The sequence below is a fragment of the Paludibacterium sp. genome (assembly GCF_019232825.1).
Lineage (GTDB): Bacteria > Pseudomonadota > Gammaproteobacteria > Burkholderiales > Chromobacteriaceae > Paludibacterium.
Genome location: NZ_JAFAND010000153.1, coordinates 1 through 14,611, shown reverse-complemented (window position 1 = coordinate 14,611; position 14,611 = coordinate 1). Strand labels below are relative to the sequence as shown.

15 protein-coding genes are annotated in these 14,611 nt (G+C 61.8%); 10 read left to right on the top strand and 5 right to left on the bottom strand.

Translation table 11 applies throughout. The features are described 5' to 3' along the window. The first annotated feature begins 14 nt into the window (after positions 1–14). The 4 genes from iscX to JOZ06_RS19830 all read left to right on the top strand — a co-directional run bounded on the left by iscX (position 15) and on the right by JOZ06_RS19830 (position 2,124). Positions 15–212 (top strand): Fe-S cluster assembly protein IscX, encoded by a 198-nt coding sequence (iscX, locus tag JOZ06_RS19845; protein WP_293235643.1) that lies wholly within the window; start codon positions 15–17, stop codon positions 210–212. Between the two features lie 142 nt (positions 213–354). Then, positions 355–990, top strand: coding sequence for a glutathione S-transferase family protein (locus JOZ06_RS19840; RefSeq protein WP_293235641.1), 636 nt, complete (start codon positions 355–357; stop codon positions 988–990). Positions 991–1,032: 42 nt separating this feature from the next. Continuing rightward, positions 1,033–1,647, top strand: a complete 615-nt coding sequence (udk, locus tag JOZ06_RS19835; RefSeq protein WP_293235639.1) for a uridine kinase — start codon at positions 1,033–1,035, stop codon at positions 1,645–1,647. 219 nt (positions 1,648–1,866) lie between these two features. Continuing rightward, positions 1,867–2,124, top strand: a complete 258-nt coding sequence (locus tag JOZ06_RS19830; RefSeq protein WP_293235637.1) for a hypothetical protein — start codon at positions 1,867–1,869, stop codon at positions 2,122–2,124. A gap of 234 nt (positions 2,125–2,358) precedes the next feature. Here the strand turns inward: JOZ06_RS19830 and hemN are convergent, their stop codons facing one another. Then, positions 2,359–3,765, bottom strand: coding sequence for an oxygen-independent coproporphyrinogen III oxidase (gene hemN, locus JOZ06_RS19825; RefSeq protein WP_293235635.1), 1,407 nt, complete (start codon positions 3,763–3,765; stop codon positions 2,359–2,361). Between the two features lie 109 nt (positions 3,766–3,874). Here hemN and fnr point away from each other — a divergent pair, with 109 nt between their 5' ends. After that, positions 3,875–4,627 (top strand): fumarate/nitrate reduction transcriptional regulator Fnr, encoded by a 753-nt coding sequence (gene fnr / locus JOZ06_RS19820; RefSeq protein ID WP_293235633.1) that lies wholly within the window; start codon positions 3,875–3,877, stop codon positions 4,625–4,627. Positions 4,628–4,651: 24 nt separating this feature from the next. Here fnr and JOZ06_RS19815 read toward each other — a convergent pair whose 3' ends face one another. Both JOZ06_RS19815 and JOZ06_RS19810 read right to left on the bottom strand, forming a co-directional pair. Then, a complete protein-coding gene (locus JOZ06_RS19815) occupies positions 4,652–5,566 on the bottom strand; it encodes a DUF1853 family protein (RefSeq protein WP_293235631.1) in 915 nt (304 codons plus the stop codon). Then, positions 5,544–6,308: an RNA methyltransferase gene (locus JOZ06_RS19810; RefSeq protein WP_293235629.1), complete on the bottom strand. Its 765-nt coding sequence runs from the start codon at positions 6,306–6,308 to the stop codon at positions 5,544–5,546. The genes JOZ06_RS19815 and JOZ06_RS19810 overlap by 23 nt, the downstream gene beginning before the upstream one ends. Positions 6,309–6,450: 142 nt before the next feature. Between JOZ06_RS19810 and JOZ06_RS19805 the strand changes: the two genes are divergently transcribed. Next, positions 6,451–7,239 carry an inositol monophosphatase family protein gene (locus tag JOZ06_RS19805; protein WP_293235627.1) on the top strand — a complete coding sequence of 263 codons (789 nt, stop codon included), beginning with the start codon at positions 6,451–6,453 and terminating at the stop codon, positions 7,237–7,239. Positions 7,240–7,281: 42 nt separating this feature from the next. Next, the gene (locus tag JOZ06_RS19800; protein ID WP_293235625.1) at positions 7,282–7,698 is read left to right on the top strand and encodes a lysozyme inhibitor LprI family protein; all 417 of its coding nucleotides are present in this window, start codon (positions 7,282–7,284) and stop codon (positions 7,696–7,698) included. Between the two features lie 133 nt (positions 7,699–7,831). On the opposite strand, the gene JOZ06_RS19795 is transcribed toward JOZ06_RS19800, so the two are convergent. Together JOZ06_RS19795 and JOZ06_RS19790 are read right to left on the bottom strand one after the other, a co-directional pair. Beyond that, positions 7,832–9,349, bottom strand: a complete 1,518-nt coding sequence (locus tag JOZ06_RS19795) for a DHA2 family efflux MFS transporter permease subunit (RefSeq protein WP_293235623.1) — start codon at positions 9,347–9,349, stop codon at positions 7,832–7,834. Positions 9,350–9,361: 12 nt separating this feature from the next. Next, positions 9,362–9,820, bottom strand: a complete 459-nt coding sequence (locus JOZ06_RS19790) for a MarR family transcriptional regulator (protein WP_293235621.1) — start codon at positions 9,818–9,820, stop codon at positions 9,362–9,364. 275 nt (positions 9,821–10,095) lie between these two features. On the opposite strand from JOZ06_RS19790, the gene JOZ06_RS19785 reads away from it, so the two are divergent. From JOZ06_RS19785 to JOZ06_RS19775, 3 genes are all read left to right on the top strand, one after another. Beyond that, positions 10,096–11,229: a porin gene (locus JOZ06_RS19785; RefSeq protein ID WP_293235619.1), complete on the top strand. Its 1,134-nt coding sequence runs from the start codon at positions 10,096–10,098 to the stop codon at positions 11,227–11,229. A gap of 130 nt (positions 11,230–11,359) precedes the next feature. Next, complete coding sequence (mutS, locus tag JOZ06_RS19780) at positions 11,360–13,906, top strand: DNA mismatch repair protein MutS (protein ID WP_293235617.1); 2,547 nt, start codon at positions 11,360–11,362, stop codon at positions 13,904–13,906. Between the two features lie 67 nt (positions 13,907–13,973). Next, a complete protein-coding gene (locus JOZ06_RS19775) occupies positions 13,974–14,414 on the top strand; it encodes a hypothetical protein (RefSeq protein WP_293235615.1) in 441 nt (146 codons plus the stop codon). Positions 14,415–14,611: the final 197 nt, after the last annotated feature.

The window sequence follows — 14,611 nt, the reverse complement described above, 5'->3', positions numbered from 1 at the left end:
CAAGAGGCCCGACCATGAAATGGAACGACATCTACGATATTGCCGCTGAGCTCGCCGACCGCATGCCGGACGTCGATCCGCGCCATGTCCGCTTCGTCGAACTGCACAATTGGGTGGTCGACCTGCCGGGTTTCGATGACGACCATGGCCGCGGCGGCGAAAAAGTGCTCGAAGCCATTCAACAGGCCTGGATCGACGAAGTCGGCGCCTAGGGTTAGCGAACGGTGCGCCGTGGTGCATTACGGCGCGAATGCCCCCTACTCATACAACGCCTTTGATGCCATAACGTTGTGACACTTGCGTAGCAAACGCACTCAGGGTTGTAATAGGCCGTCCCCCGCGTTGGAGTCGGCTATGTTCACCCTGTTCATCGGCAGCAAGAACCTCTCCTCCTGGTCGCTACGCCCTTGGCTCGTGCTGAAAATGCTCGATGAACCGTTCGAAGAGCAGTTGATCGACTTGACGGCCCCCGGCGCGAGCCAAAAGATCCTTGCCATCAACCCCGCCGGCAAAGTTCCCCTGCTTCATGACCGTCATCTGAAGATCTGGGATTCGCTGGCGATCTGCGAATACCTGGCCGAATGCTTCCCCCATGCCGAGCTGTGGCCCGTCGGCAACGCCGAACGCGCCCACGCGCGCTCGGTGGTGGCGGAAATGCACAGCGGGTTTCCGCTCGTGCGCCAAGCGATGCCTATGGACATCTGCGGCCAACATCCGACGCCGCCACTGACCACGCCGCTGCAACGCGAGATCGACCGCATCCTGACCATCTGGATCGAGCTGCGACAAGAGCATGTCGCCGATGGTCCGTTCCTGTTCGGCCATTTCACCATCGCCGACGCCTTCTTCGCCCCGGTCGTGACCCGATTTAACAGCTACCAGTACCCATTGACCGGACTGGCCGCCGACTATGCCGACCATATGCTGGCGCTGCCGGCCATGCAGCAGTGGGCCGAGGCCGCGAAAGCGGAAACAGCGCTGGCGTGCTGACGGCGGTTTCTTTAGAATATTCGGCTTTTTCTGGCACGCATCATGACCACACCATTCATCATCGGCATTGCCGGCGGCAGCGGCAGCGGTAAAACCACGGTCACACGTAAACTGGTCGAGACCATCGGTTCCGATAAAGCGGCGGTCATCATGCAGGACAATTACTATCGCGACCAAAGCACGATGACGTTCGAGCAGCGGCTACTGACCAATTACGATCACCCGCACGCGTTCGACTGGCCGCTATTGATGTCGCAGATCGACGACCTGAAAAACGGCGTGCCGATCGACATGCCGCTGTATGACTTCTCCATTCACACCCGCAGCCACGAAACGCGCACGCTGGTGCCGGCGCCGGTGATCCTGATCGAGGGCTTCTACTCGCTCTACGACGCGGCGTTGCGCGATATGATGTCGCTCAAAATCTTCGTCGACACCGATCCGGATGTGCGTTTCATCCGCCGTCTGCAGCGCGATATCATCGAGCGCTCGCGCACCATGCAGCACGTCATCGACCAATACATGTCGACAGTGCGGCCGATGCACAACCAGTTCATCGAGCCCACCAAGCGTTTTGCCGACGTCATCCTGCCGCACGGCAGCAACGAACCGGCGGTCGACATGATCATCGCCCGGATCGAAAGCCTGGTGGTGTAAATATGCGGGAGTGGGGAGTCGGGAGTGGGGAGTGGGGAGTAGCGTGCGCTCGCAAAGCAGCGCACGAAAAACTGTCAGCCACGCGCCCTTGTCTTTTTGCCGGGGGGTGGATTAGGGTTGGGTTTGCGGCATGTGCCGCAAAAAGCGCGGGCCCGGAGGACTGGCATCCCCCGGACCCGCTGACCAAACCAACTCATTACCCTTGCAAGGAGAGTTGACATGGCTGTCGTCAATACTAATGCAGTTCCCGTATCCCCTTCAAACCGCCATTTCCGCCAAGAGCAGTTACTGAGTCTAATTTCCGTGTTGTGCGCCCCACGGCAGATCCATCCGAATCCGGACATCTGCCGTCTGATCGTCGATAGCCGCCTTGCCTGGCGAGCCGAGCCGATCGACGCCAATACGTCATGGCTCTACCTTCCGGTGGCGGCACGGGCGCGTGAAGTGGCGGGTTGCCTAGTTCTCACTGCCGACTAAGCCCTTTACCTCGGAGGCGGGGGCCGCTGGCCCCCGGTCCCGTGCGTTGCTTCGCGAACGCACGCTACGACTCCCTACTCCCGACTCCCGACTCCCTACTCCCTACTCCCCCTAACGCCGCCACCGCGCAATCAACCAGCCAAACGGCAACAGCGCCAGCCGCACGCCGAACCAAAGGCCGTAGCCCACCGCCACGAGGGCCAGCAGCACGGCATTGATCACGCGCGCCATGGCTCAGATCGTCTTCGAATAGCGCGCCTTGGTTTGGCGCTCGCGCAGATGACGGTCGAAGATCATGGCGATGTTGCGGATCAGGAACCGTCCCTTGGGCATGACGGTGAGAAAATCGCCGTCGAAATGCAGCAGCCCCATCCGTTGCAACTCGCGCAGCTTCGGCAGCTCCGTGGCGAAATAGTTGGCGAAATTGATGTTGAAGATTTCCTCGATGGCCTCGAACGACAGTGCGAAGCGGCACATCAGCGCCTGAATGATGGTGCGGCGCAAAATATCGTCGCCGTCGAGCACCATGCCGCGCATCACCGGCAGACGGCCTTCGTCCACGGCGGCGTAATAGGCCATCAGGTCCTTTTCGTTTTGCGCATAACACGGCCCCACTTTGCTGATCGCCGACACGCCGAAGGCCAGCATGTCGCAATCGGCGTAGGTCGAGTAGCCCTGGAAGTTGCGCTGCAGCCGCCCTTGACGCAGCGCCACCGCCAAATCGTCGTCCGGCTTGGCGAAATGGTCCATGCCGATGAATACGTAACCCGCCTCGGTCAGTTGGCGCACCGAGTGTTGTAAAATATCCAATTTCACGTCGGCCGACGGCAAATCGGCTTCGTTGATGCGCCGCTGCGGCATGAACACCGTCGGCAAATGGGCATAGTTATAGAGCGCCAGCCGGTCCGGCGCGATGGCGATCACCTGTTCGACCGTGCGCGCCACCGAGTCTTCGGTCTGGAACGGCAAGCCGTAGATCAAGTCGACACTCACCGATTTGAAGCCGGCCTCGCGCGCGGCATCGATCACCGTCAGCGTTTCCTCCAGGCTCTGCACCCGGTTGACGGCCTCCTGCACACGCCGATCCAGGTCCTGCACGCCGACGCTCATGCGGTTGAAACCAAGCTCGGCCAACTTGAAAACGGTCTCGCGGCCCACCTTGCGCGGGTCGATCTCAATGGAATATTCACCCTCAGGCAAAAACTCGAAATGCGTGCGGAGGATATTCATCAGGCGTTCCAGCTGCGCATCCGACAAAAACGTCGGTGTTCCGCCGCCAAAATGCAACTGAATCGCCTTTTCCCGCTCGCCAAGCACATCTACCGCCATTTTTATCTCTTTTTCAAGATAATCGAGGTAGATGTCTGCCTTGCTCTTGTCCTTGGTGATGATCTTGTTACAGGCGCAGTAATAGCAGACCGTATTACAAAAAGGTAAATGAGCATATAATGATACAGCTTTACTGTTCGCCCCGATGCGACGCTGTTTCAGCCAATGGCGGTAGTCCGCTTCGCTGAAATCGGCGCTAAAACGGTCGGCCGTCGGGTATGAAGTGTATCTCGGACCGGAGCCATCCAGCCGTTCGATCAATTGTCGATCGAACTCGAAATGCTCCGGTGAAAACGGATGGGTGATGGTCATGTCGGTATTTGATGGAAAAACCGGTGGTGGACTGGTAAATTTGCGGAAGACATTTGAATTCCGCTTTGACAAGAGTCAAGCTTCTCTAAAGGGTAGCTCGAAAAACGGCATGACTACTGAACAAACTACCATCCCATTGCATGCGCTCAAGCTGTCCTGCTCCAATTGCAGCTTGCGCGAACTGTGCCTGCCTGTTGGGCTGAACCGCGAAGAGATGACGCAGCTCGATGCCGTTATTCGACAGAGCCGCCGCATCAAGCGCGGCGAATACCTGTTCCGCAGCGGCGAGGGCTTCAAGTCGCTCTTCGCTGTGCGCACCGGCTTCTTCAAGACCTGCGTCTCGAGCCAGGACGGCCGCGAACAGGTGACGGGCTTCCTGATGTCGGGCGAACTGATGGGGCTTGACGGCATCTCCTCCAATATCCACGGCTGCGACGCCATCGCGCTGGAAGACAGCGAAGTGTGCGAACTGCCGTTCAATCGCATCGAGAGCCTCGGTCGCGACATCCCCAGTTTGCAGCACCACTTCTTCCGCCTGATGAGCCGCGAGATCGTGCGCGACCAGAACGTAATGTTGCTTCTAGGCAACATGAAGGCCGAAGAGCGGCTTGCCGCCTTTTTGCTCAATTTGTCCCAGCGTCTGGCCATTCGCGGCTTCGCCGCCAACGATTTCATCTTGCGCATGAGCCGCGAGGAAATCGGCAGCTTCCTCGGCCTGAAACTGGAGACAGTCAGCCGCACGTTGTCGAAATTCCAGCAGCAGAGCTGGATCAGCGTAGACCATAAGCATATTCAGCTGGTCAAACCGGATGAGCTCAAAACACTGATCTCCGGCTGCGTGCATTCCAATTCGGCGGAATAGCCGCCAGCCAGCCAGCCATGCCGTTCAAGGCGCGTCCATCGACGCGCCTTTTTGCATCTTCGCCCGCAACGCCGCCAAAGGCGCCGCTTGCGGCCACCCCGCCGGCAGCACAAACCCGCGGCGCCATTCGCGCCAGCCAGCACCGGACTCCCGCATTTCAGCCACCATCTGCGGCGCCTGCGCTTCCGCCAGCAGCGCCCGCAGCGAAGCCTGATCAGATACCTGAGAGGCCACTGCCAGCGCGGGAGACAGCCAGCGTAGCCGCGGCAGCCAGAGCCAACGGCTGTCGTTATCCGTGCAGGGCCATGGTGCCGTCAGCGGCGCCACCCAGCCGCGCCACGGCGCGTCGCGCCCCATCCGCGGCGGCTGGCGGTAAAAGCAACAGCCGCGCACCAGCGCGCCGGCTCGGCAGCCGGCGAACCCGGCCGGCAACGCGGCAGCGGCAAGCGGATGCCGGCTAAGCGCCAGCTGTCGCGACAGTTTGGCGACTTTGAGCGGCAGCGCATCGCGCAAGCTCGGCCCCACCATCTCGGTGCTGCCGGCATCGGCCTGCAGATAGAACTTGCTGCAGGTCTCTACATGCCAGGGCTCGCCGTCGATGCGCAACAGAAAGTCAAACTCGCCCAGCGTCCGACTGCCGTCGCGCAACACCACGTTGTGAGCCGCCAGTTCGATATGCGGCGCGTTGCCGAACCAGAATGCCAGCAATTGTTCGGCATAATGCCCGAGCCGCGTCACAGGGCGCCGGGCAAGCCACGCCTCGAGCGCCGAGGGATCGGCATCCAGCGCCGACAGCCGCGTCAGACCATCCCTCCCCAGGAGCAGCGAGGCCGGCATATCGTGCGCCGTGCGCCAGGCGGCGGCGCCGGTCAGGAGGCTCGCCAGATCGCGCACCGCCGGGTGCGCCCATGGCAGCTCAGGACTTTGCGGGAGGAACATGGCCGTCGGCGGCGCGGATCACCTGCTTATAGAAGCCGCGCAAAATATCGATCTCTTCACGCCGCATCCCCGCTCGGTTGAATAAGGCGCGCATGCGCCGCATCAGCCGCTCGCTATTGCGGCGCTCGAAGTAGCCGATGCGCGCCATCGCCTGCTCAAGGTGCGCGCACATGCCCTCGACTTCGTCACTGGTCGCGGCCTCGCCCTCGGCTTTCAAATACTCGACGCCGACGTCGACGTGGCTGAACAACTCGTAGGTCATCACCTGCACCGCCATGGCCAGGTTGAGCGAGAAATAGGCCGGGTTGCCGGGGATGGTGACGAGCCGGTTGCACATTTCCACCTCCTCGATCGACAGGCCGAAGGTTTCGTTGCCGAACACCAGCGCCACCGTCTCTCCCGCTTGGGCGCGCGCCACCAGCTCCGGCGCCGCTTCACGCGGGACGCTCAGCGGTGCGGTCAGCTCACGCCGCCGGCTCGTCATGGCCGCGGCCACCGTCACGCCGGCCAGCGCCTCGCCCAAGCTCTCGACCACCCGTGCCGCGCGCAGCACATCGACCGCGCCGGAGGCCAGCGTATCCGCCTCCTCGCTGGGAAAGGCCTTCGGCGCCACGAGCCACAACTGCGACAGACCCATGGTTTTCATGGCCCGCGCCGCCGAGCCGATATTGCCCGGATGGCTCGGCCGCGCCAGCACGATACGGATGTTTCTCAAAAAATCAGGGACTTCGGGTTTATTCATTGGCCGTTTCACATTAAAATAGCGGACATCATTTTGAAACGCGGTGTTCATATGCACCGCGCTTCCCGTTCCTTAACCCTGAGATGATACCAGTCGGCGGCACGCGAGGACGCGTGTTGCCCTGTCAGTTTAGAGGCTGTCCATGCACCCGATGCTCAATGTGGCCATCAAGGCCGCCCGCCGCGCAGGCAACGTAATCCAGCGCGCTTCCATGAACATCGACACCATTCGTGTCGAACGCAAGAAACACAACGATTTCGTCTCCGAAGTCGACCGCGCCGCGGAAGAAACCATCATCGAGACCATTCTCGAAGCCTATCCGAAGCACGGGATCCTGGCCGAGGAATCCGGCGCCAAGGGTGTTGGACAAGCCGAATACGAATGGATCATCGACCCCATCGACGGCACCACCAACTTCATTCACGGCCATACCCAGTACGCGGTGTCGATCGCGCTGGCGCACAAAGGCCAGATTCAACAAGGCGTCGTCTACGATCCCAACCGCAACGACCTGTTCACCGCCTCGCGCGGCGTGGGCGCGTTCCTGAACGACCGCCGCATCCGCGTCTCCAAGCGCACCAACCTGAATGAATGCGTCATCGCCACCGGCTTCCCGGTGGTGGATCAATCCTATATCGACACCTACCTTGGCATGCTCAAGGACGTGATCGCCCGCACCGCCGGCGTGCGCCGCGAGGGCGCCGCCGCGCTCGACTTGTGCAATGTCGCTTGCGGCCGCGTCGATGGTTTCTGGGAATTCAATCTGAAGCCGTGGGATATCGCCGCGGGTAGTCTGATCATTCAAGAAGCCGGCGGCATCGTCACCGACATGATCGGCGAACAGAGCTGGTTCGAGTCCGGCGATATCGTCGCCGGCAGCCCGAAGGTGCTGGCCCAGCTGCTGCACATCCTGGCGCCGCACACCCGTTAAGAAGGATGGCAGCCGGCCGCGCGCCGGCAGGAGAGACGGTCTTTGCAGATACGCTCCCTACTGATCGCCGCCGCAGCCCTATGCGCAGCGGCGGCGCATGGCGACGATGGCCTGCCGCCGCTTGACTGTGCCAACCCGCAGAACACCTATGAAATTGGCCAATGCGCGAGCCAGGATGGCGAAGCGGCAGAGGCCGCGCTCAATCAAGTCTACGGGCAATTGATGGCGGTGCTCGCGCCCGAGGCGCAGAAACCGTTGCGCGACGCCCAGCGGCTCTGGCTGCGCCTGCGGGACGCCGACTGCGCGTTGGAAGGCACGGGGGCCGCGGGCGGCACGCTCCATTCCGTCATCGTGCGCCAGTGCGACACGGCAATGGCACGGCAACGCGCAGAGACGCTGCGCCGTTGGCTCGATTGCCAGAACGAGGAAGGCAACCCCGCCTGCCCCGCCTTCAAGTAAGCTAGGTTTTGTCGACAGCTGTTCGGCGCAATGCCGCGCGTTGCGCGCCGATTGCGCCCTACGCAACTTAGTCATAGAAGGGTGCACTCGCCGAAGGCAGTGCACCGCCCACTAATGACGACAGATCTCGTCCTTACTCCAGCGCCACCGCCACCTTGGGCGCCGCGCCTTTGCGTTGCCTCAGCATCAACACCAGCGGCAACATCAGCAGAAAACTGAAGGTGATCAGCCAATACACGTCGACGATCGCCACCATATGTGCCTGACGGTCGAGTTCGCCGGCCAGGATCGTGGCGGCGGTCTCGTCCAGGATCGGATGGCTGTTCGCGGAGAGATAGGCGCCGACGCCCGGATTATCGACATTGAAAAAACCGACCAGATGGTTCCACGCCGCCTGGGTATCGCGCGTGTAAAACGTGGTGATCACCGCGATGCCGATTGAAGAGCCGATGGTGCGCAATAAACTAAAAAGCCCGGCGGCCTCGGCGGTGAGCGCTGGCGGCAAAGTCGACAATGCCAGCGTCGACAGCGGCACCCAGATCATCCCCAGGCCAAAACCTTGCAACAGCACCGGCCAGACAAACCAGAAGGTATTGGTGTCGAGCGTATAGTGGGTGCAAATCCAGGTGCCGGTGGCGCCGATCAGAATCCCGCTGCCGATCAGGATGCGCACATCGACCTTGGACACCAGCTTGCCGATGATCATCATGCTGAGCATACTGGCGATGCCGCGCGGCGCCATCACCAGGCCCGTGGACAGCGTCGGATAGTGGAACAGCCCCTCAAGCATGATCGGCTGGATCACCATCGCACCGTACATGGCGAGTCCGAGCGCGGTGATGACGAAGCTTGAGGCGGCGAAATTGCCGTCGCGGAAAATATGCAGGTCGAACAAGGGCTTCTGCCGCGACATCATGCCGCGCATGGCAAAGCCGGCCAAGCCGACCAGCGTGGCCAGCGTCACCGCCACGATGAGGCGGCTTTCAAACCAGTCCTCGGTATTGCCGCGGTCGAGCACGAATTGCAGCCCGCCGATGCCGAGCGATAGCAGCAACAAGCCTATCCAGTCGATGCCGCGCGCTCGGCGCGGCGTATCCGGCACCCGGCGCGCCAGCAGGAGCGAAATCAACCCGACCGGGACATTGATGTAGAAGGTCCAGCGCCAATCGAGCACGTCGGTGAGCCAGCCGCCGAGCGTCGGACCGCCGATCGGCCCGATCATCACGCCCATACCCCAAATGGCCATGGCGCGGCCACGTTCGGCCAAAGGAAAGGTATCGGCCATGATGGCCTGCGACAACGGCACCAGCGCCGCGCCGAACACGCCCTGCAGCAGCCTAAACAGCACGATCTGCGTCAGATTCTGCGCGATGCCGCACAGCATCGACGAGAACACGAAACCGGCGATCGAGTAGAGCAAATAGCGGCGGCGGCCGAGCTTATCGGTCAAATAGCCGGTTAGCGGCATGAAAATGGCCGAGGCCACCAGATAGCTGGTCAACACCCAGCTGATCTGATCGGACGTGGTGCCAAGATTACCCTGCATTTGTGGCAGGGCGACGTTGACGATGGTGGTGTCCAGCGCCTGCATGACAGTGGCCGACATCACGGCGACCGTGATCAGTACACGGCTGGCTTTGTTCTGTTCCACGATGGCACCGACTCAGGCATCGCGCCCGGGCTCGGCCTCCTGCAGGCTGGCGGCTCGGCGCTGCAGAGACTCCAGCACCTCGATGGTTTGCGCCAGCGCCTCGGGCGGTATGCTGCCGAGCAATTCCTCGCGCATGACGTCGGCGATGGCCGCCAACTCCAGTGCCAGCGCGCGGCCCGCTTCGGTGAGCGTGATACGCTTGGCGCGCCGGTCTTGCGGGTCGGCCTCGCGCCGCACCAGCCCCTCGTGCTCCAGCGCGTCCAGAAGTCTCACCAACGAAGCCGGCTCAATGCCGACCCGCTCGGCCAGATCGCACTGCGCCAGCGATTGGCTGGCGCGCAGCAGTTTGAGCAGCACATGCCAACGTGCCTGCGACAGGCCAAACGGCCGAAAACGGGCATCCAGCGTACTGCGCCAGTTTTTCAACAGGTAGATCAGGGCATCACTGAAGCGCTCGTATTGAGAAGACATATTAATTAGCACGCTAATAATGTTTACACTAATAATTTTAGCATAGATCCGCTGTTTCAGGCAGGACATTTACAGCCGCCAGTGTTGCCATAGCACGACAGTCGCACCGCTGATTTCCATTCAGATATCGTACTCAATGACATACAGCCAGCATAAATATACTGAGATAATTCTTTAAATTAAATTATTACTCAGGGGCTGCCACGCACGCTATCTATTTTAAACAAAATGTTTAAATTGTATGACTCTTATTTCAATAACCATGGAGTCATGCTATGCGTACCGCAGTCATCCCTTTAATGCTTCTCCCCGGCATAGCGCTGGCTGACGTCACCCTGTACGGCAGCGTGCAGGGTAGCCTGGGCCGGCACGCGATCAGCCAGGGCGCGAGTCAAAGCCGTATCGACGATACCGGTTCGAGCTTCGGCGCCAAGGGCAACGAATTGCTGGGTTCCGGCCTGAAAACCATTTGGCAGATCGAATTCGATTTCGGTATGGACGGCACCAAGGAACACCTGGGGCTGAACGAAACCTTCGTCGGCATCGAGGACCCGTCGCTGGGCAAATTGCGTATCGGCAACCTCAACAACGCGCTCAAGGACATGACCACCCTCAACCAGTGGAAATCCGGCGGCCAGATCAAGCACGCGGGGGCCGAGGCTGACAAGAACTACGGCGCCGACGCGCTGACGGTATTCACCAATCCCGCGCAGTTCCTGAAAAACGCCATCCGCTACGACACGCCGTCGTTCGGCGGGTTCAGCGCAAACCTGGCCTATGGCTTCGGTGAAAACCGCAACCGTGACGACGGCCCCTCGGCGGACCGCACCTCCGTCGGCCTGCGCTACCAGACGAGCGGCTGGTTCGCCGCCTACGCCTATCTGCGCGAGCAAAACCCCTGCGGCACCGGCGTATCGGATGACCAGAAGAAGCATTGCCTGCCGCAAACCGCCAACGTCGCCGCCGCCAATCTGCATTATGTCGAAGGCGGCTACCGCGACGACCACTGGCTGCTGGCGCTGGCGCTGCAGCAAGCGCGCGGCTACGACTGGAGCGATCAGTTCTCCGGCGCGAGCAAGAGCCGCTACACCGTCAACGGCCAGCAGCTCGCGCCCGCGGAAGCCAAGCTGCGGACTCGGCAAGCGGCGCTGTCCCTCGCCTACACCACCGGCGCCTTCACACCGAAGCTCACGCTGGCGCGCGGCTGGGACCAGCAAGTCAATGGCGCCAAGCTCGCGCAAAGCGGCTATCGGCAGTGGATCGCCGGCGTCGACTACGCGCTGTCCAAACGCACCACCGCCGGCCTGGCGCACGGCAGGCTGACCTTCGACCAGAACGCCAACCAGGCGCTCTACGGCAAGACCACCCAGCTCACCGCCACCAGCGTCAACTTCACGCACAAGTTCTAGCGCGCACCGGCCGGCGGTAGCCCGGCCGGCGCGCCTGTGCGAAAATCCCCTTCCGGCGGGCCCCTGGGCCCGTTCTTTTACTTCGCCCGGCACCACCGGGCTTTGCCGCCAGAAAATCAAGGTCGAATCGATGACAGACGCCGCCGCCAAACACACCCCGGTCATGCAGCAATACCTCGCCATCAAGCGCGAGCATCCGGATAAACTGGTGTTCTACCGCATGGGCGACTTCTATGAATTGTTCTTCGAGGATGCCGAAAAAGCCGCCCGTCTGCTCGACATCACGCTGACCACCCGCGGCGCCAGCGCCGGACAGCCGATCAAGATGGCCGGCGTGCCTTACCACGCGGCCGAGCAATACCTGGCGCGCCTGATCAAGCTGGGGGAGTCGGTCGCCATCTGCGAACAGTTCGGCGATCCGGCGAGCAAGGGACCGATGGAGCGGCGCGTGGCGCGCATCGTCACGCCGGGCACGGTCACCGACGCCGCTTTCCTGGATGAAAAGCGCGATGTGCTGGTGCTGGCGCTACAAGCGAACAAAGGCAAGCTCGGGCTCGCCTGGCTGTCGCTCGCCAGCGGCGAATTCAAGGTGATGGAGGTCGCCAGCGACGAGCTGATGAGCGAACTGGAGCGGTTGCGCCCGTCGGAACTGCTGCTGCCGGATGACTGCGACATTGCCGTGCTGCAGGAGCTGAACCTGCCCAAGAAGCGTCTGCCGGTCTGGCAGTTCGATCCGCAGTCGAGCCACCAGGCGTTGACGCGCCATTTTGGCACGCGCGACCTGTCGGGTTTCGGCGCCGAAGAACTGAAAATAGCGGTCGGCGCCGCCGGCGCGCTGCTGGAATACGTCAAGGCCACCCAAGGCGCCAACCCGGCGCATCTTCTATCGCTGTCGGTGGAGGATAGCCGCGAGTTGATCCGGATGGATGGCGCGACCCGGCGCAACCTGGAATTGACCGAAACCATCCGCGGCGAAAGCGCGCCCACGCTGTTCTCTCTGCTCGACCGCTGCGCCACCACTATGGGCAGCCGGCTCTTACGCCATTGGCTGCATCACCCACTGCGGCGGCAGGAGGCCCTGGCCGAGCGTCTAACCGCGGTGCGCGCGTTGTTGCCCGGATATGAGCCGCTGTTGGCGTCACTGCGCGAGGTGGCGGATATCGAGCGCATCGGCGCGCGCATCGCGCTGCGTTCTGCCCGGCCGCGCGACTTGTCGGCGCTGCGCGACTCTCTCATCAAGCTCACCGAGGTGGCGCCCACCCTGCCGCTAACAGACAGCGCGCTCATCGCTGCGCTGGCGGCCGAGGTGCCGCAAGCCTCGGCGCTCATCGACGTACTCGCCCGCGCGATTCTGCCGGAACCTGCCACCTTTCTGCGCGACGGCGGGGTCATCAATCATGGCTATTCGCCCGAGCTGGATGAACTGCGCGCGATTCAAAACAACTGCGGCGAATTCCTGCTGCAACTGGAAGCGCGCGAGCGCGAGCGTAGCGGCATTGCCTCGCTCAAGGTGGAATTCAACCGCGTGCACGGCTTTTACATTGAGGTCAGCAAGGCACAGTCCGACAACGTGCCGGACGATTACCGCCGCAGGCAGACGCTGAAAAACGCCGAACGCTATATCACGCCCGAACTCAAAACGTTCGAGGATAAGGCTCTGTCGGCACAGGATAAATCGCTCGCGCTGGAGAAACAGCTGTACGACGGCCTGCTCGAGCAGCTGGCCGCCAGCATCGGCGCGCTCAAGCGCGTGGCGAACGCCGTAGCCACGATCGACGTCTTGGCCGCCTTCGCCCACACAGCCGATCTGGGCGGCTATGTCGAGCCGGCGTTCGTCGCGCAACCCACGTTGGAGATCCGCGCCGGGCGCCACCCCGTCGTCGAAAGCCAGGTCGACAGCTTCATCGCCAACGACGCCTGCCTGAGCCTCGCGCGCAAACTGCTGTTGATCACCGGGCCGAACATGGGCGGTAAATCAACGTTCATGCGCCAGACGGCACTGATCACCTTGATGGCTCACATCGGCTGCTTCGTCCCGGCGGAAAGCGCGGTCATCGGGCCGATCGACCGCATCTTCACCCGCATCGGCGCTTCCGACGATCTGGCGGGCGGACGCTCCACCTTCATGGTGGAGATGACCGAAACCGCCAACATTCTCAACAATGCCACCGAACAAAGCCTAGTGCTGATGGACGAGGTCGGCCGGGGCACCTCGACCTTCGACGGTTTGGCGCTCGCCTGGGCGATCGCTAAGGCGTTGATCGAAAAAAACCGCGCCTATGCGCTCTTTGCCACCCACTATTTCGAGCTCACCCGTCTGGCGAGCGACTACGCCACGGTCGCCAACGTGCATCTATCGGCCGTCGAACACAAAGACCGCATCGTATTCCTGCATCATGTCGAAGACGGCCCGGCAAGCCAGAGTTATGGGCTCGCGGTCGCGCAGCTGGCCGGGGTGCCGGCCAAGGTCATCCGCGAGGCGCGGCGCTATCTGATGGAGCTGGAAGACCAGGCCGCAAGCCACAGCCAGCCTGATTTGTTCGCGCTCGCCGCACCCCGCGAGCCCGAGCCCGCGCCGCACCCGGTTCTGGAACGGCTGACGGACCTCGACCCGAACGATTTGTCGCCGCGCCAGGCATTGGATTTGTTGTTCGAACTCAAAAAAGAGCTCGATTAATTTCCGGCAATTCGGTTTTGATTGCCTAGAATGGGAAGACACCAGATATTGATTTGAGGAACATGTCATGCCTAGCAGTCACGCCGGAGCGAATCCCGGCTTGAAGCGGATATTCGGCCAAACCGCCGAAAAAGAAGGGGTGACCCTGACCGCGATCCGCCGCCGCGCACAGCGGCAACTGAGTAAATTCGGCGTGTTTGCCCGCGAACAGCTCGATGCGCGCGGCATCACCATCCCGCCGGGAGTGGGCCTCGTCGGCTGCCACAACTGCGCGCTAACGCTTGACGGCGAGCATCCGCAAGCCGAGGCGCTCTACGCCTGGATCGAAGGCAACGTCAAGCTGGCCAAGAATTTCAAAGAGGTGGAAGTGCTGTTCGAAATGCTGCGCGCGGCCGAACATCCTGGCCAAACAGAGCCGGTCAACAGTTGCTTTCATATCGGCTTGACCAGCGCCGGACCTGTCGCCTACTTTCAAGAGCACCTCTGTACCCCGCAAGGCAACGCCTAGTGGTTGTTTCTGCTGCAGCCGGCCTTTGCGCCGGCTGCGTTAGGGACCCTCTGAACAGGTTATTTACCGCTGCGGCGGCCCCTGCCGGGATGGGATGCACGGCGCGGGGCGCAGTGGATGGTCATTCCATCCACTGCGCCCCGCAACAAAGCAGACCGACCGCCAGGCGCCGCCCCGAACACAGTGGCAAATAACTT

Coding starts and splice junctions, on each gene's coding strand:
- JOZ06_RS19805 (WP_293235627.1), top strand. CDS start 6,451: ATGCACCCGATGCTCAATGTGGCCATCAAGGCCGCCCGCCGCGCAGGC.
- iscX (WP_293235643.1), top strand. CDS start 15: ATGAAATGGAACGACATCTACGATATTGCCGCTGAGCTCGCCGACCGC.
- JOZ06_RS19785 (WP_293235619.1), top strand. CDS start 10,096: ATGCGTACCGCAGTCATCCCTTTAATGCTTCTCCCCGGCATAGCGCTG.
- JOZ06_RS19775 (WP_293235615.1), top strand. CDS start 13,974: ATGCCTAGCAGTCACGCCGGAGCGAATCCCGGCTTGAAGCGGATATTC.
- udk (WP_293235639.1), top strand. CDS start 1,033: ATGACCACACCATTCATCATCGGCATTGCCGGCGGCAGCGGCAGCGGT.
- JOZ06_RS19790 (WP_293235621.1), bottom strand. CDS start 9,820: ATGTCTTCTCAATACGAGCGCTTCAGTGATGCCCTGATCTACCTGTTG.
- fnr (WP_293235633.1), top strand. CDS start 3,875: ATGACTACTGAACAAACTACCATCCCATTGCATGCGCTCAAGCTGTCC.
- JOZ06_RS19840 (WP_293235641.1), top strand. CDS start 355: ATGTTCACCCTGTTCATCGGCAGCAAGAACCTCTCCTCCTGGTCGCTA.
- JOZ06_RS19830 (WP_293235637.1), top strand. CDS start 1,867: ATGGCTGTCGTCAATACTAATGCAGTTCCCGTATCCCCTTCAAACCGC.
- JOZ06_RS19815 (WP_293235631.1), bottom strand. CDS start 5,566: ATGTTCCTCCCGCAAAGTCCTGAGCTGCCATGGGCGCACCCGGCGGTG.
- mutS (WP_293235617.1), top strand. CDS start 11,360: ATGACAGACGCCGCCGCCAAACACACCCCGGTCATGCAGCAATACCTC.
- hemN (WP_293235635.1), bottom strand. CDS start 3,765: ATGACCATCACCCATCCGTTTTCACCGGAGCATTTCGAGTTCGATCGA.
- JOZ06_RS19810 (WP_293235629.1), bottom strand. CDS start 6,308: ATGAATAAACCCGAAGTCCCTGATTTTTTGAGAAACATCCGTATCGTG.